Below are 16,129 nucleotides of genomic sequence, written 5' to 3' on the forward strand. Positions count from 1 at the left end.
TCGAAGCTCTATCACCTGCCTAATGCGCGAAGCTCCGCGACTACACATTTGTTGTAGCTAGCGGCGCCATTGGATTTTTTCAGGATGCAAGCCTGCTGTATCGCAGATCGTTCTGCATAGGCCAATTTCGACAGATCTGGCAGCCGTGGCGCGTTGGCCAATTCATTGAGTTGAGCGGCTACGCATCTGTTGTAACTGGCAGCACCATCAGACTTTTTCAGGATGCACGCCTGCTGTATTGCAGATCGTTCTTCATAGGCCAGTCTCGACAGGTCTGGCATCCGTGGCGCGTTGGCCAATTCATCGAGTTGGGTTGTTACGCATCTGTTGTAACTGGCGGCACCATCAGACTTTTTCAGGATGCACGCCTGCTGGATCGCCGATCGTTCTGCATAGGCCAATTTCGACAGATCGGGCAGCCGTGATGAATTGGGTAGTGCCGGCGGAGAAGATTGCGTCGAAGGAGTGGTCTCGGCCGTGGTTTGGCGCGAAGGCGCACGCTGAAGCTGAAGCAGCAACGCTTGATCTGCCACGCCGGTCGCGGCCAAGCCTCTGTCCTGCTGGAAGGCAATGACGGCGGAACGTGTGCCTCGCCCCATCAGCCCGTCAGCGGCGCCAGCTTTGTAGCCAAGCTCGTTGAGCTTGCGCTGGATGGCTTGCACGGTTGCGTCTGGTGTTGGGCGCGACGGCGTTTGGGGCGATAGCGCCCCTGTGGGACTGCGAGCAAATCTGCTCCTCCCCTCGGATTGAAGCTGACTCCGGAATGGCTCAATGTCTCGTTGAGCGCTATTCAAATCATTGCGCCCTCGATTGTTGGTCTGATATTGAAATGAACTGCAACGGCTGTTGTAGTCGGCCACCATCGCGTTGAAGCGAGCCACATCGGCATCGATGTAGTTGTTGATGGCCGACTTCGCGCCGTCCATGCGGATGTCTTCGGCCAAGCAATAGCGAATTTGCTCCCTTGAGAGCACGAGATTTTGTCCGACTGGCGGCTTGGCTTCCGTCGGCCGCGATGGAGCTTGCTGTGACGTGGAAGGGCTCGGATACGCCTGTGGTGCGGACTCAGCCGATGATGCAGGCCCAGAATCGTCTTCCTTGACAACAATGGTCTTGACGTGAACGAACTGGTCGTTCTTCAACTCATAAAAGTGAGCGCCGTATTTTCCGCCTTCATTTATCAACCCTGCAAGAACAAGAAGTCGACTATTTTTTTTGAAAATTACACGTTCGCCTTCACCTTTCCAGCAACAAGCAGTTCCAGGAAGAGCAACCACACGTCCTGTTCGAGAACTGACTGCAACCCCCATCGAACAAGACGTACCACAGCCCCAGGTAGACAAAACGTACTCGCCTGCAAAATTAACAGGTTGCGACTGCGTGCCACGAATTCTGGTTCGGAAATTTTTATCAAAATCACTCACCAGATTTACACTCGCACGCGGCCCATCATATGGTTCAGATAAATAATCGCTAAATTTAGGAGGCTCTGATTCAGAAGACTTTTTGGAAACCTCATCCTGATCAAAATTCGATGCCTGTTTTGATGGGTCATACACCGGGGTCGTGGATGTCCCTGTGTTATCTGAATGACTGGCCAGCCAAATAATTACACCAATGACAGCAATAATGCCAAGCAACCATTTACCGCCGGATGAGTCGGAAGACGGTTGGGCAGGCGCTTGGTGCGTCTGGTGTTGAGTTGGTGGCGGCTGTGGTTGAGTAGGCTGCGGAGCCGGGCGCGGGGCGCTAGGTGCAGCAGTAGGTTCCTTCTTGGCAGCAGGGGGCGGCGTCGTGTCCACATCGGACACGAGCGAGGAAAGGCCTGCGAAACCTTTGCCTTCTCCGTTCTTCGGTTTTTCTTCTCCCCCCGTCACTATCATCTCCCCTTAAACAAATCCGATGCGTCGTTTGGTTTCGCTACCCTCGCGCTCCCGTGCCGGTGATGCACGCATGGCGGACAACAGGCTAGCCTGATCCAGTTTCTCCTTGCCGGATCGTGCGGCCAGTCGCGCGCCTTCGCGCACCACAAAGGAGACGTCGGACAGCGGTCTGCCCGCCAGTTCCTTCGCCAGCGGCTTGGCGTCCACGTCCGATTCCTTCGGCAAGGAGGACAGCAGTTTGTCCAGCAGCGACTGCACTTCGACCTCGCTGGCGAAATCCACCTTGATCACGTGATCGAAGCGCCCACGGCGCTGGATGGCCGGGTCGATCATCTCGATGCGGTTGGTCATGGCGATGATCAACACGTCGTTTTTCACTGCCTCCGGAATACGGCGCAGGAACTCGGCCACTTCCTCGACGCGGTGATGACCCGACCCCATCTCGCGGTCGGCAAGGAAGGCTTCCATCTCGTCGATCACCAGGACGGACGGCGCGTTCTCCATCGCCTTGTCGAACACCTGCGCAACCTTCTTGCTGGTCTCGTGGATGTAGGGGCTGGCGACGCTAGATGCGTCGATCTGGAAACTGGGCCAGCCAAGGAAGTCCACCAGCCGGTCGACCGCGAAGGTTTTGCCGCAGCCCGGAGGGCCGTGCAGGATCACTGCCGACGGGAACTCGATGCCGAGTGCCTTGTAGCGGTCGCGGTGCAGGATGATGTCGACGATGTGCTCGTTGAAGAAGGCCGCCAGTTCGGGACGCCCGGCGAGCTCGAAGACCTTGTTGGGTTCCGGCTCGGCCCGTTTGAGTTGCTCCACCTTCTCGACTGGGGCGGCTTCCGTTTTCTCGGCAGTGGTCGCAGGCTTGCGCTCCAACGGGATGATTTCTGCGACCTCGAAGCCCGCCGCCTGCACGACATCCTTCAAATGGCCCGCACCGAGCCAGCTCATGGACTGACGCAACCGACGAAAGGATGTGGCCGGGATGTTCGTGCCACCCGTCAGCCAGTAGCCGAGCACCACATCGTCGCCGGCTCTGGAACTGATGCTGTAGGTGGGCAGCAGCCGCGTGATCTTCTCGACATACAGCGCGTCTTGCAACGGCGATTCCGCATCAATATCGCGCGTTGCCTTCAACGCCAAAGCGAAGGACAGCGCTTCGGATTTATTGTCGGGAGACTTCCCCTCGCCGACCGGGCAAAGCGTCTGGCTCGGCGCGCTGGAGATTGACCGAAGCTGGCGGTCGCCGAACTGCGCGGCGTTGAGCGTGCCGTCTTCAATCAGACCCGCGACCAGCCAATGCTGCGCCAGCGCATCCAACACGACGAGCGCCCGCCCGCCACCCATCGTTTCGTAGATCTGCCAGTCCACGCCCTCGAACAGCGCGGCGCGTACTTTCGCACCGTCTGGCAGCTTGAATCCGATGGGAAGCCATGCGTCGAGGGCCATGAGATCAACTCCGAACGATATTGGCGCCGGCCATCATGTCATCGTCTCCCGCAGAGCCAACTTGAATCGAGAAGAGTTGGCCAACTACTGCGCGCAACTTGTCGATATCGTTGGCCTTGATGGCTTCGGTTCCCATCGCCACAAGCTGCGCATGCTCTCTGGCGTCAGAGAACAGGTAGCTTGCTTGCGCCATGCGTTTGAAGTGGTCGATCACGAACCAGTCCTGACGCCACAGGATCATGAAGTTACGGCTGCGCAGATCGTCTAGGTGCGACTCGAAGTCGCTGCTGTTGTTTTCGAGCGCGCGCTGTGCCGTTTTGACCAAGTTGTCGAAGGACGTGGCTTCGGTGGGGCGGGCGTGCTGGCGCACAACCTTCTCGAAGAAATCGACCGCCCTGTCCAGTTCAAGCTGGCGGATGTCCTTCAGGTGCTCCTTGCGGGTCAACGCCAGCAGGCGCTTGGCCTCCTGCACGTTGTCCATTGCCTGCTTCGCCGTTTCCGGATCAGCCTCACCCGACTCAATGGTGCTGGCCTGCTCCAGCTTCTCGCGGGCCTGCTCAAGACGCGGGTCGTCCACTTTGGACGCCATCTCTTCGAGGCGCTCCAGCGCGTGCTCCGACTGCTCCTGAATATTCCTTGCCTGATTGGAGTAGTCGAGCTTGCCTTCCTGACTGGAGTAGAAGTTGCGACCGCTCTGGAACGAGCCGCTAATGGAGGGAACTGAAACTTCCAGCTTGATGTTGCCGGAGTCGAGCACTTCGAACTCGCAGACCATCTCTGCGCCAGCGGCGATGACGCCGTCGTCGAAGTCCGTGCCCTTGATCTCGAACATGCCAATGAAGCGGTTGTCGTTGATAGGGTCGGAGATTTCGCCTTCCCACAGCTTGAACTTGATCGACCCGGCGCTTCCGGCCTTGAGGGATTCACCCGCCTTGAATGACTTCTTGCCCTTCTTGGGCAACTGGTCGCCTTCACGCACGAGGTAGTCCAGCACCAAACGCCCGCCGACCTTGTCGCGGGCTTCCACGCCAACGGAGTGAGACGCAGGAATCGCGTCAATGCTGGCGGCCGTGCGGGCGATGACGATCTTGTCTTCGCCCAGGGCAATCGGAGCCCCATTCGAGTCGAACACGAACACCTTGAAAATGTTGTCGCCTGGTTTGGACAGGCTGAGTTCAAGACTTGCGCCATCCTTCAGCGCGACACGCCCCGACGACCAACCCGTATCAAGGCTGTCGATCTGAAACTCGATGCCGGCAGGCGCACGCGACAACTTGGCGACGATCTTGGCCTTGTGATCCGGCGTGCGTGCGATGTAATTGAACGAAAGGTCGAGCGCGCCACCGGCGCTGAGTGCGCCGCGAGAACTCTTGCGGCCACGACTTTGCGAAGCCCAGTCAATGGACTCGGCAAATACTGCCGCACCTTCGGCAACGGCGGTCATCGGGTTCACGTCGGTGGATGGCGCAATGCCAAGCTCGAATGCGACTTTGTCACGCAAGTTTTTGTACTGCGCTGGCCCACCCACAAAGACAATCCGCTCCACGTCGTGCGAGCTAAGGCCTGCCTTTTCGATGCTCTCGCGGGTGGCTTGAATGGACTCGTCGACCTTGGATGCAATCAAGCCGTCGTACAGGTTCCGGGTGATCTGAATGTCAAGGTAGATTTCCTCGCCAGCCTGATCACGTACACCGAGCTCATTCTCGGCAAGGCTGATGACAGATTCTTCGCTTTGCGACAGCGCAATCTTTGCCTTTTCGGCAGCCCAGGTCGCAATGGTGCGCAACGATTTGTACTGCGGGTTGGTCGCCAGATCTTCCGGCAAATCAAAGTTGTCGAGCAGCCATGGTTTGACGACGTTGTCGAACAGAATGCGGTCAAAGTCGCGCCCGCCGCACATGGCTATGCCGCCGTGGGCAAGCAAGTTCACGCGACCGCCGATGCTCTCCGCGATGGCGACATCCAGCGTGCCGCCACCAATGTCGTACACGACAAAAATGCCGTCGTTCTTGCGCTGGCGCATGACGCTCATCACCGCAGCGACCGGCTCTTGCATCAACGCAACCCGCCCGAGCCCGGCTGCATCAGCGGCAGCCATCGTGGCGTCCTTCTGCATCTGGTTGAACGCGGCCGGAACTGTGATGACAGTGCCGGTGTCGCCATCGCCACGAATCTCCTCCGGCAGGTAGCCAAAGAGTGAGCGCAACACCTCGGCGGAACATTCCTCCGGCGTCATCATGAGGTTGACCGCAGGCAGCTTCACGGGCGTGCTCGTGCCCATGAGTCGCTTGAACAGAACCGCCGCGTTGTCGGGATTCTTGGCAGCGCTGTTGTAGGCACGCGAGCCGACGTACTTGTTGCCGCGCCGGTCGATGAAGATGGCGGACGGGGTAACGTCGTGCTGTTCGGGACTCTTGTAGAGGTGAATCTTGTCCCCATCGAACGAGCAGATGGCACTGTTGGTCGTGCCGAGGTCGATACCGACGTATTTCATGCTTCCACCTTCCTGAGCATTACCGTGCCTTGCTTGCGCAGCCCCTTCGGCCCCATGATGATCGGCTCCAGCATCTGCTCGACGAGCAACACATCGTCCGGGCCGAAGTCACCCAAGTTCAGGGCAGAAGCCGCCATCCCTGCGTCGTAGGGTTGCCCCTCGACATTGACCAGCTTCAGACCGTTCGAGTCCAGGCTTTCCTCGACCTTCTTCTGGAAGTAGCGGATCTGGTTGATGTAGCGGCCTGACTCGCCCGCGTCGAGCTTGCCGACCACCTTTCCGAACAGACGCGAGAAGCGCCAACTCTCGACAGCGATGTCGATCAGCGATTGCTCCATCTGTTCAGTGCCTTCGGTCTGCTGAGTCATCAAGCCCTCCTGTGAGTTACGTCTTGTCGGCTTTGCCGACTTCTTGCTGCCGTTGAATCCATTGATTGATCTCAGCCTTGGAGAAACGCCACGTTCCACCAACTTTGAACGCGGGAATCTGCTTGGCGGCAGCCAACCGATAGATCGTCCTCTCCGTGACCTTCAGGAAGTCAGCGACCTGCTTGAGGGTGAGAATCTTCCCCTCGTCAGCACTGGATGTCATGGTTGCAACCAATCGTGAGAAACGTGTCTAGGATAGTACAAAATTTTCATACCCGCACCATCTTGGTGCCATGCGACGGGAATTTTTAGCAATAAGGACTGATCGTGATCTTTTCGCCACTGACGCACCTCATACCAACAACCTCAAACGAGCATTCGGCAACGCTGTCAGATGCCTCCGAAGAAACTCCTGCAGACGATCTGCGATTCGCGTTTGAGGATCGAACCGCAGACCGTTCGCTACCCACGACAGCGAGCAAATGCGCCTATGCCCAACGTGCGTTTGCCAAACAGGGAAATGGTGTAATAGACGATACACGCCCCAGCCCGGTCTTGATCAGCCCCCGGGAGATCATCACCGCCACCGCGATCAGCCAGATCAGCGAGCTGCTGAAACTGCTCAGGGCATCACGGATAGCGGTGCCCGGGTCCTCACTGGTAACACGAGCGGCGGCGACCAGCACAACTCCCAGGATGGATAGCCCGCCCCGTGGAGCACTCGTGATGATCAGCAAAAACACAATATGCCTCTGGTATGACACTGCTGCACTGGAGGCAGCAACCTTCTATGCCGACACCTTCCCGGATAGCAGCGTAGGCAACATCTACCACGCCCCAGCTGACTACCCGTCAGGCAAAGAGGGTGATGTCCTGACCGTCGAATTCACCGTCATGGGCATCCCCTGCATCGGCATCAACGGCGGGCCGGTATTCCCCTGCGCTCGAACCGCTCCGAAACAGGGTTCGCTTGCCCCTGGGGCCTATGCAGGTGCGTCACGATTTCGTAGGGGCCGTCGTCCAGTGGTCGCATGCTGACTCCCCATCCATGGGCGTGCTTGATACGCGATTGTGCGGATACCCCGACACCGTAGCCGGCAGAAACCCATAGCGCCATCATCTCGAAGGAAGTCACGTACTGAAGATTCTGCTGGTCAGCCGCCTGGAGTGAGAGCAGCCGACGATCCAGCGAAGAACACGCCTCATCCCTCCAGCGAAAGATCGGGTAGTTCTGGAGGTCGGCGATGGTGAGCGATGCCTGCTCAAGCAAGGGAAACCTCAGCGGTATCGCAACGGCCATGTGCTCAATCCACAAGGGCTGGGTTTCCAGGGCTGGATCGCTCGCTCCTTGAAGCGACATTCCCACGTCGTAGCGGCCTTCACGAAGTCCATCAAGCAGCTCGTCACCTGCCACCTCAAAGAACGCGATGCTGACCTCGGGTTCTTCCGCTCGTTGCAGCGCGAGCAGCGCCGAGAGCTGAGATGACGATACGCCTGGCGCAATCGCAAGCCTGAGGTGGGCGGGTTGGCTGGTGATGTTGTCCACGGAGAACCTACAGAAGCGACGAAGCAGGTCAAGGGCAAACCAGCATCATAGTAAAGAGAGAAGTTTAACGTCTATATGTTTAACGTGGTTAATTTAAGAGGATTGTTTGACGCTTCTGTTGATGCAGAAGCTTACTATTCAGCCAGGTCGTCCACCTGGCACACCCACATATGAATCCGAACCAGCATTAGCTTTCGGGCGGGCCGTGCGTGCCGCTCGCGTCGCGCAGGGGGTCGCTCAAGACGATTTTGCGTATCAGGCGGGAATATCGCGTTCGCACATGGGCAAGATCGAACGCGGGGAGCATGTGCCGACGCTGCCTTTGATACTGAAAATTGCTGCCGCGCTCGGAATCAGCGCCAGCGAGTTGATGGCGGCGACTGAAAAGAACCTCAACTCTGGCAGTGAGCCGCCAGGCTCGCCATAACAGCCCGAGCTTCAGTAGCAGCTCTTGCCGCCCGATCAATCGCCCGAGTGCTCGTGCAGGCGCGCGATGAACCGCGCAGCCGACACCGGCAAATCCTCGCTGACGGGCCGAAGCAAGTAGGTCGTGATGACTGCGGAATCCATGGCCAGGGGGCGGATCACCACATCGGAGCGCTGGCTCGCCGCGACCCTGGTTGCCCTGATGAAGCCAACTCCGTAGCCCGCACCGACCAGGGTAAGCATCATGTCCAGCGAAGACACATGCTCGGCGACGTCAGGCTCACGCTCCAGCGGCCGCAGGAGCCGCGCCAATTCACGGTAGTAGCCTTCGTATAGCTGTGGATCGCATAAGACCAGAGGGTAGCTCGCGAGCTTGTGCAGCGGAACGGTCTTATGCGAAAGCAAGGGGTGCCGGGCGGGCACCGCGACCACCAGCGAGTCGTGCCAGAGTGGCTCAGTCAGGATGTCATCGCCGACCTCCGCAGTGTGCGCGAAGCCGATCGAGAAGTCGCCCGAGCGTAGCCCGCGCAACTGCTCGGCCAGCGGCACTTCGGACAGGCGAATTTCGATCTCTGGCTCTTCCTCGCGACAACGGGCCAGGAGGCCTGACAGCCGGGGATCGATTGCGCCGTCGGAGATGGCGATTCGAAGGCTTCCGCTCAGGCCCGACGCGACCGCCCGGACATTTTCCTGAGCCAATTTCAGCGCGGCCAACACCCTGTGCACGTCTTGCAGGAACGTTGCGCCCGCCTCGGTAAGCGCCGTACCCCGGCGGTTGCGCACGAAGAGCACCGCGCCCAGGTCGTCCTCAAGCTCCTTGATGGCGCGGGACAAGGGTGGTTGTTCGATATGCAGGCGCTCGGCGGCCCGTGTGAAGTGCAGCTCCTCTGCGAGAGCCACAAAGCAGCGAAGGTGTCGCAGTTCCATGGGCCGTGCTCCTGTTCCATATCAAGGATCTATTCGCATCAGTTTTCGTCCGCGATGGCCTGCTGGATGCACCCCATTCCACGCCGTTCCTGGTGCGCTCCGCTGGGCTGATCGCCTACTCGTCCGTGACAGATCATTCATTTGCGCCTCAAAAAATGGTTATCATAATGCAGCGTACTAGCAAACTCGCTTGGATTCATAGACGTCTTTTCAAGCAGCTCATATACTTTCTGCAGAAATCTGCATAAGCATTCGCTAACCCGAACGAGCCAACCAGGATGCCCCACGAACAGCTTGCCGATCTAACCCAGCCACAGCGTGACCGGCTCGCGTTCGTGGAGTTGCGCGTGCGCTTCATTGGGGAGATGCGCCGCCAGGACTTGGTCGCGCGGTTTGGTATCCAGTCCGCTGCTGCGTCCAGGGACCTGGCGCTGTACAAGGAACTCGCCCCCGGCAACATCGACTACGACGGCAAAGGCAAGTTCTACGTCCTCGGTCCGAGCTTCCAGCCGATCTTCGATTTCCCGCCCGAGCGAGTGTTGTCGTGGCTGACACAGGGGTTTGGCGACGGTGAGCCGATGCACATCAAGGCCTGGGTGGCCAGCGAGAGCCCGTCCCGGCTCACCCACCCTGACCTGGACATCCTGGCGAGCGTGACCCGTGCCATCCACTATGAATGCCCGATGGGGATCGAGTACCACTCCATCTCCAGTGGCCGCACCGTGCGGGAGATCGTCCCGTTCGCGTTGATTGACAACGGCCTGCGCTGGCACGTCCGTGCCTTCGACCGCAAATCGCAGGAATTCCGGGATTTCGTCATCACCCGGATCAAGCGTCCGGTGGTGCGCAAGGGGCAGCCCGTGGCGCCCCATGAAATGAACGATCAGGACATTCAGTGGACTCGGATCGTCGAGCTGGAGCTGGTTCCCCACCCAGACCAACCCCGGCCAGAAATCACCGAAATGGACTACGCCATGCAGGGCGGCGTGCTGCACATGAAGCTGCGCGCCGCCACCGCCGGCTACATCCTGCGCAAATGGAGTGTGGACTGCTCCTCAGACCATAGCCTGCGCGGCCCTGAGTACCGGCTTTGGTTGAAGGATCACCTCGCCATCTATGGCGTGCGCAATGCGGTGCTGGCGCCGGGGTATGCGCCGCCAAGCGCAGAAACGTCGACTGATGACTGAACGGAAACGACCATGAAGCTGATCCAAAACACCGGAACACAGCGCGTCATCGACTTGATGAGGCCCAACCTCAAACACGGCAACCGACTCGACTGTGTAACGCCTTCGTTTTCTCTCTACGCCTTCGCGGAAATCCAGGAGGCGTTGTCCGCTCTGGATCGAGTCCAATTGATCGTGCCTCCAGATAACGAGGCGCTCGAACTCCTGGGCACGGAGGGCGACCGCGCTGCGCGCAATCGTCTGCAGGCACGTTGGCTGGCCAATCAGTGCGCGAAATGGATCAGTGAAAAAGTAGCGCTCCGGCGGGCATCGAGGTCGGTGCCACAGGGGGCTGCTGTCATGCGCGGCCCGGACGGGGCACCTGCACAAGTGGTTCTGGGCTCCTTTGCCTTCAACACATCTGGCCTTGGCCTGACGCCAGGCAATCCATTGAACCTGATTCAGGCGTCAGAAACGGCCGAGGAAGCCGCGCAGCTCGCCCAATGGTTCGAGCACCAGTGGGCAGCCTTGCGAACTGCTGCTTCAACCGACTCCGAGGGTCAGGGAGAAGAGCACGAATCCGTTCTTGAGGCGTTGCGAGCCCTTGGCGAACACCGTGACCCGTTCACTATCTACACCTTGATGCTGCACCGCCTGTTTCAGGACAGCGGTGACGAGATGGACGAGGAGCGCATCGTCAAGTCTGCCACTGGCATCCGTAATACCGTGGTGTGGAAAAAGCTCTTCAAATTTCAGCGCGACGGGGTGGTGGGTGCCATCGACAAGCTGAACCGCTTTGGCGGCTGCATCATCGCCGACAGTGTAGGGCTGGGTAAAACCTTTGAAGCACTGGCCATCATCAAGTATCACGAGCTGCGCAACGACCGCGTTCTGGTGCTGGCGCCCAAACGCCTGCGCGACAACTGGACGCTCTACAAGGCCAACGACAAGCGCAACATCCTTGCGGCTGATCGGTTCAACTACGACGTGCTCAACCACACCGATTTGTCGCGCGATGGCGGCCTGTCGGGTGACATCGACCTGTCTCATGTGAACTGGGGCAACTACGACCTGGTGGTGATCGACGAGTCGCACAATTTCCGCAACAAGGCCACGCACAAGGGCAAGGAATCACGCTACGACCGCCTGATGCGACGCATCATCCGTGAAGGCGTCAAGACCCGCGTGCTGATGCTCTCGGCCACGCCGGTGAACAATCGCCTGGCCGACCTGCGCAACCAGATTGCCTTTGCCACCGAAGGTGATGACACCGCCCTGTTGGAGCATGGCATCGTCAGTATCGAGGCCACGACCCGCAAGGCGCAGGCGCAATTCAATCGCTGGCTGGCGCTGGACGAAGCTGAAAAGACCCCCAGTCAGTTGGTAGAAATGCTGGGGTTCGACTACTTCACCCTGTTAGACCATCTCACCATTGCCCGCTCCAGGCGGCATGTTGAGAAGTACTACGGCACCAGCGAGACCGGCCGCTTCCCTGACAGACTGCCGCCCATCAACATCAAGGCCGACGTGGACCTTGCGGGCGAATTCCGTGCCATCCGCGACATCAACCAGGAAATCCGTCGGCTCACGCTCGCCAGTTACGCGCCGCTGCGCTATGTGCTGCCCCACAAGCAGGCGGCCTACGACGCCAAATACAGCACCCAGGTGCGTGGCGGCGAAGGTTTCTTCCGCCAGGCGGATCGCGAGGAAAGCCTGATCCACCTGCTGCGCGTGAACGTGCTCAAACGCATGGAAAGCTGTGTATCGGCCTTCACCCTGACCGTGCAGCGCCAACTCAAGGATGTAGAGAACACACTGGCACGCATCGAATCCCATGCCGAAGCACTGGAGGAAATCGACATTGCCGACGTCGATATCGACGACCCGGCGTTCGAGGCCTTGCTGGTCGGTCGCAAGGTCAAGGTGCTGCTGGGCGATGTGGATCTGATCCGCTGGAAGCAGGATCTGCTGGAAGACCGCAACCGCCTGGCGACCCTGCTGGCGGCAGCGCGCCAAGTGGATGCCGCACGTGATGCCAAGCTAGCGGCCTTGCGCGACATGATTGCCCGCAAATGTGCCGAACCCATCAACACCCACGATGGCAAAGCCAACCGCAAGATCATCGTGTTCACGGCCTTCTCGGACACGGCGCACTATCTCTACGCCCAACTTGCCTCCTGGGCCAGGGATACGCTGGGCATGCACGCGGCGGTCGTCACCGGCAGCGCCGGCATCCAGGCCACGTTGCCGGGCCTGCGCAAAGGCATGGGCGATGTGCTTTCGGCCTTCGCGCCGCGCGCCAAGGAACGTCCGCAAGAGATGGCGGATGAAGGCGAAATCGACCTGCTGATCGCCACCGACTGCATCTCCGAGGGGCAGAACCTGCAAGACTGCGACTGGCTGATCAACTACGACATTCACTGGAACCCGGTGCGCATCATCCAGCGCTTCGGGCGTATCGACCGCATCGGCTCGCCCAACCAACGCATCCAGCTGGTGAACTTCTGGCCCAACATGGAGCTGGAGGAATACATCAACCTGGAACAGCGCGTCAGCGGGCGCATGGTGCTGCTCGATATCTCGGCCACCGGCGAAGAAAACCTGATCGAACAGCAGTCCGGCAACGCCATGAACGACCTGGAGTACCGGCGCAAGCAACTGCTCAAGCTGCAGGACACGGTGATCGACATGGAAGATCTGTCCACCGGCGTGGCGATCACCGACCTCACCCTGACCGACTTCCGCATCGACCTCGCGCAGTTCCTTAAAAGCCACCCCGGCAAGCTGGACACCCAGCCGCTGGGGGCTTTTGCGGTCACCACCACGCTGGATGCCGACATTCCCCCTGGCGTGATCTTTTGCCTGCAAGCCTGCGGCCCGACGGCAAAATCCGCCGCGTCGTCCGACTACCCGCTCGCGCCGCACTACCTGGTGCATGTCGGCGATGACGGCCACGTATTGCTGCCCTACCCGCAGGCCAAGCGCATCCTGGATCGCCTCAAGCGCCTGGCGCTGGGGCGAGAACGGCCGGATGACAGTGCCTGCGCGCGCTTCGACAAGGCGACAAAAAGCGGTGAGGACATGCGCCACGCCCAGAAGCTGCTCGCGGCGGCCGTGGCATCCGTCGCCGGCAAGCATGAGGAACGGGCCGTTGCCAGCCTCTTCACACCTGGCGGCACGCACGCCATGAAGGGCGAGTTCGCTGGCAGTGACGACTTCGAGGTGGTGGCATTTCTCGTCGTGCTGCCCGATGAGCAAAGTATTTGATTACAAGGACCCGCATGAGCTTTCGCACCGCCGAACCCGCATTGAAAGATGTCCTCGATGGAATCGCATCGGGGCAGATCCAGCTTCCGGACTTCCAACGCGGCTGGGTGTGGGATGACAACCATATTCGGTCGTTGATCGCGAGCCTCTCGCTGTCCTACCCGATCGGCGCGGTCATGTTTCTGGAAGCAGGTGGGGTACCGTTCAAGCCCCGACTGTTTGCCGGCGTCAACCTGCAGCCTGCGCCTACTCCAAAGACCCTCGTACTTGATGGTCAGCAACGCCTGACCTCGATGTACCTGGCGCTGCGCAGCGGCCAGCCCGTGCCGACGCGCACGGAGAAAGGCGCGAACATTCGCCGCCTGTATTTCCTTGACATGGCCCAATGCCTGGACGAATCGGCAGACCGCGAAGAAGCCGTTCTCTCGGTGCCGGAGACGCTGCAAGTCACGTCCGATTTCGGTCGCAAGGTTGAGCTGGACGTCAGCACGCCAGACTTGCAATACAGCCAACGCCTCTTCCCTGTGGCATTGCTTTTCGATATTCAGGGTTTCATGGCTTGGGAAAGCGGCTTCAGCGCCCATCACCAGTTCGCAGCGGAAGCGATGCAGTTCATGCAACGATTCCGCAACGACATCTGGCTACGCTTCCAGCAGTTCAAGGTTCCCGCCATCGAACTGACCCAGGACACGCCACGCGAAGCCGTGTGCCAGGTGTTCGAGAAGGTCAATACCGGCGGCGTGACGCTCACCGTTTTCGAGCTGATGACGGCCACCTTCGCAGCCGATGAATTCAATCTGCGTGACGACTGGGAGGCCCGGCGGGATCGGCTGACCGCCAAGCATGACGTGCTCAAGGCGGTGGATGGCACCAGCTTTCTCACCGCAGTGACTCTGCTAGCCAGTTATCAAAGGCACAAGGCACAGGGCACGCCCGTCAGTTGCAAGCGCGCCGACGTGCTGCGGCTGCCGTTGGCGGATTTCAAGGCGTTCGAACCCGCGCTGGAGCAAGGGTTCAAGCGCGCAGCAGAGTTGCTTGCAGAAGAAAAAATCTTCGACGACCGAAGCCTTCCCTATGCCACACAGCTCATACCGTTGTCGGCCATCTGCGCTCACCTGGCAGACCGCACGACGCAACACGGCGTCAAACAGAAGCTGCTGCGCTGGTACTGGAGTGGTGTGCTTGGCGAACTGTACGGTGGCGCCAACGAAACCCGTTTTAGCATGGACATCCAGGATGTGGTCGCCTGGGTCGAAGGCGGCAGCGAACCGCGCACGGTCCGCGATGCCAACTTCGCACCGACAAGGCTGCTCTCCCTGCAAAGCCGCCTCGCTGCGGCCTACAAAGGGCTGGCCGCCTTGCTCATGAAGCACGGTGGCCGTGATTTCGCCAGCGGCACGCCCATTGATCTCAATACCTACTTCAACAACGCCATCGACATCCACCACGTCTTTCCCCGCGCCTGGTGCGAAAAGCAGAAGCTGCCCAAGGAAAAGTGGAACAGCGTGGTCAACAAGGCCCCTCTGGCTGCTGGCACCAACCGCTTCATCAGTGGCGATGCCCCCAGCGTCTACCTCGCCCGTATCCAGAAGGCCAAGCAGGTTGCCCCCGACAGTCTCGATGAGTTCCTGACTTCGCATGTGATTCCGGTACAGGCACTTCGCTCGGACGACTTTGATACTTTCATCCGCCAACGCGCTGCTGCGCTGTTGAAGCTCATCGAACAGGCCATGGGCAAAGCCATTGCCGGACGCGACAGCGAAGAAACCATCAAGGCCTTTGGCGCGGAACTGTCGTCATGAACCGGACGGATGTCGTTGCAGCACTGTGTCTTCCCGACAGCGCACGGGTGGATCAGCGCGTCCCCAAGAAGCTGTTGCTGGAGAACGGTGCGCCCACGGCATCCGACAAGCGCCTGATCACGGACGCCATTGAAGAAATCCAGTGGCTTGCCGCACTCAAGCCCAACACCATTGGCGTACCCAGCTACCGGGACGCGCAGCGTGAATACCTGGAAGTCACCGTGCTTGGCTTGACCCTGCGTGGCACCGTCAAGCCCGCCAGTCTCGCTCGCCTTGCCGAATTGATGCATCGGGCCGTGCCGTATCCCGTGTTGCTGCTTGTGCAAGGCCAGGCACTGACCCTCTCGCTGGCGCACAAACGCTGGGCGCAGAACGAGGCAGGTAAGGTCGTGCTCGACGGCGACCCCGTGTTGGCCTCGCTGCCCCACGCAACCGAAGATACCGCCGCAGTGGAAGACGCAATAGCCCCCGAAATCGAGCGCGCCTTCGTGCAGTCCCTGTCGATTGCACGCCAACCCCAGACCACGCTGCATGCCCTTTATCAGGGTTGGATGGAGCGCGTGTGGGCCTTGCAGGCGGCACGGCTGACGGGAACCTACCAGGCTGACACAACCCCGGAACAAGCGGCTGCCCGCTGGCAGGCGCTGGCTGATTGTGAGCGGCTGGAGAACGAGATCGGCCGCCTGCGAGCGCAAGCCACCAAGGAAAAACAACTGGCGCGCCAGGTAGAACTGAACCTGACGCTCAAGCGCATTCAGGCCGAACTGGCCGCTGCGCACCTAAAACTTTGAAGATTGAACCAAT

At 59.7% G+C, this 16,129-nt stretch carries 13 protein-coding genes and 1 pseudogene; 6 read left to right on the forward strand and 8 right to left on the reverse strand.

Annotated features, from left to right (window positions below; all coding sequences use genetic code 11):
- Positions 1-11: 11 nt before the first annotated feature.
- The 6 genes from JMV15_RS02815 to JMV15_RS02840 form a co-directional block, all read right to left on the reverse strand.
- The gene (locus JMV15_RS02815; RefSeq protein ID WP_196496121.1) at positions 12-1,877 is read right to left on the reverse strand and encodes a peptidoglycan-binding domain-containing protein; all 1,866 of its coding nucleotides are present in this window, start codon (positions 1,875-1,877) and stop codon (positions 12-14) included.
- Between the two features lie 12 nt (positions 1,878-1,889).
- Positions 1,890-3,329, reverse strand: coding sequence for an ATP-binding protein (locus JMV15_RS02820; RefSeq protein WP_058163692.1), 1,440 nt, complete (start codon positions 3,327-3,329; stop codon positions 1,890-1,892).
- Positions 3,330-3,333: 4 nt separating this feature from the next.
- Positions 3,334-5,823, reverse strand: coding sequence for an Hsp70 family protein (locus JMV15_RS02825; RefSeq protein WP_094226384.1), 2,490 nt, complete (start codon positions 5,821-5,823; stop codon positions 3,334-3,336).
- Positions 5,820-6,191 carry a hypothetical protein gene (locus JMV15_RS02830; RefSeq protein WP_058163690.1) on the reverse strand — a complete coding sequence of 124 codons (372 nt, stop codon included), beginning with the start codon at positions 6,189-6,191 and terminating at the stop codon, positions 5,820-5,822. Before JMV15_RS02830 ends, JMV15_RS02825 begins: the two co-directional genes overlap by 4 nt.
- A 16-nt stretch (positions 6,192-6,207) precedes the next feature.
- Positions 6,208-6,414 (reverse strand): helix-turn-helix domain-containing protein, encoded by a 207-nt coding sequence (locus tag JMV15_RS02835; protein ID WP_201491255.1) that lies wholly within the window; start codon positions 6,412-6,414, stop codon positions 6,208-6,210.
- A gap of 265 nt (positions 6,415-6,679) precedes the next feature.
- Entirely contained in the window at positions 6,680-6,934 is a 255-nt protein-coding gene (locus tag JMV15_RS02840) for an anion permease (protein ID WP_235583346.1), read from the reverse strand.
- Here JMV15_RS02840 and JMV15_RS02845 point away from each other — a divergent pair.
- Positions 6,918-7,127, forward strand: a pseudogene (locus tag JMV15_RS02845) (VOC family protein); the annotation flags it as partial. The gene JMV15_RS02840 and the pseudogene JMV15_RS02845 overlap by 17 nt on opposite strands.
- Here the strand turns inward: JMV15_RS02845 and JMV15_RS02850 are convergent.
- Positions 7,108-7,737, reverse strand: coding sequence for a LysR family substrate-binding domain-containing protein (locus JMV15_RS02850; protein ID WP_058163688.1), 630 nt, complete (start codon positions 7,735-7,737; stop codon positions 7,108-7,110). The pseudogene JMV15_RS02845 and the gene JMV15_RS02850 overlap by 20 nt on opposite strands.
- 106 nt (positions 7,738-7,843) lie before the next feature.
- On the opposite strand from JMV15_RS02850, the gene JMV15_RS02855 reads away from it, so the two are divergent.
- Entirely contained in the window at positions 7,844-8,164 is a 321-nt protein-coding gene (locus JMV15_RS02855) for a helix-turn-helix domain-containing protein (protein ID WP_456239184.1), read from the forward strand.
- A 35-nt stretch (positions 8,165-8,199) separates the two neighbouring features.
- Here JMV15_RS02855 and JMV15_RS02860 read toward each other — a convergent pair whose 3' ends face one another.
- Entirely contained in the window at positions 8,200-9,090 is an 891-nt protein-coding gene (locus tag JMV15_RS02860) for a LysR family transcriptional regulator (protein ID WP_008268675.1), read from the reverse strand.
- Between the two features lie 278 nt (positions 9,091-9,368).
- On the opposite strand from JMV15_RS02860, the gene JMV15_RS02865 reads away from it, so the two are divergent.
- Genes JMV15_RS02865 through JMV15_RS02880 form a run of 4 tightly spaced genes read left to right on the forward strand, consistent with a single transcriptional unit; the run spans position 9,369 to position 16,116 of the window.
- A complete protein-coding gene (locus JMV15_RS02865) occupies positions 9,369-10,277 on the forward strand; it encodes a WYL domain-containing transcriptional regulator (protein WP_201491256.1) in 909 nt (302 codons plus the stop codon).
- A gap of 12 nt (positions 10,278-10,289) precedes the next feature.
- On the forward strand, positions 10,290-13,523 hold the full coding sequence (locus JMV15_RS02870; RefSeq protein ID WP_201491257.1) for a DEAD/DEAH box helicase: 3,234 nt from the start codon (positions 10,290-10,292) through the stop codon (positions 13,521-13,523).
- Positions 13,524-13,537: 14 nt separating this feature from the next.
- Complete coding sequence (locus tag JMV15_RS02875) at positions 13,538-15,325, forward strand: DUF262 domain-containing protein (RefSeq protein WP_008266060.1); 1,788 nt, start codon at positions 13,538-13,540, stop codon at positions 15,323-15,325.
- Positions 15,322-16,116 carry a DUF4391 domain-containing protein gene (locus JMV15_RS02880; protein WP_201491258.1) on the forward strand — a complete coding sequence of 265 codons (795 nt, stop codon included), beginning with the start codon at positions 15,322-15,324 and terminating at the stop codon, positions 16,114-16,116. The genes JMV15_RS02875 and JMV15_RS02880 overlap by 4 nt, the downstream gene beginning before the upstream one ends.
- Positions 16,117-16,129 lie beyond the last annotated feature (13 nt).

Source organism: Pseudomonas paracarnis, from assembly GCF_904063055.1.
GTDB lineage: Bacteria > Pseudomonadota > Gammaproteobacteria > Pseudomonadales > Pseudomonadaceae > Aquipseudomonas > Aquipseudomonas paracarnis.

Excerpts from the sequence above, each read along its gene's own strand:
- JMV15_RS02820 (WP_058163692.1), bottom strand. The coding sequence starts at position 3,329 with ATGGCCCTCGACGCATGGCTTCCCATCGGATTCAAGCTGCCAGACGGT.
- JMV15_RS02825 (WP_094226384.1), bottom strand. The coding sequence starts at position 5,823 with ATGAAATACGTCGGTATCGACCTCGGCACGACCAACAGTGCCATCTGC.
- JMV15_RS02830 (WP_058163690.1), bottom strand. The coding sequence starts at position 6,191 with ATGACTCAGCAGACCGAAGGCACTGAACAGATGGAGCAATCGCTGATC.
- JMV15_RS02835 (WP_201491255.1), bottom strand. The coding sequence starts at position 6,414 with ATGACATCCAGTGCTGACGAGGGGAAGATTCTCACCCTCAAGCAGGTC.
- JMV15_RS02860 (WP_008268675.1), bottom strand. The coding sequence starts at position 9,090 with ATGGAACTGCGACACCTTCGCTGCTTTGTGGCTCTCGCAGAGGAGCTG.
- JMV15_RS02865 (WP_201491256.1), top strand. The coding sequence starts at position 9,369 with ATGCCCCACGAACAGCTTGCCGATCTAACCCAGCCACAGCGTGACCGG.
- JMV15_RS02870 (WP_201491257.1), top strand. The coding sequence starts at position 10,290 with ATGAAGCTGATCCAAAACACCGGAACACAGCGCGTCATCGACTTGATG.
- JMV15_RS02875 (WP_008266060.1), top strand. The coding sequence starts at position 13,538 with ATGAGCTTTCGCACCGCCGAACCCGCATTGAAAGATGTCCTCGATGGA.
- JMV15_RS02880 (WP_201491258.1), top strand. The coding sequence starts at position 15,322 with ATGAACCGGACGGATGTCGTTGCAGCACTGTGTCTTCCCGACAGCGCA.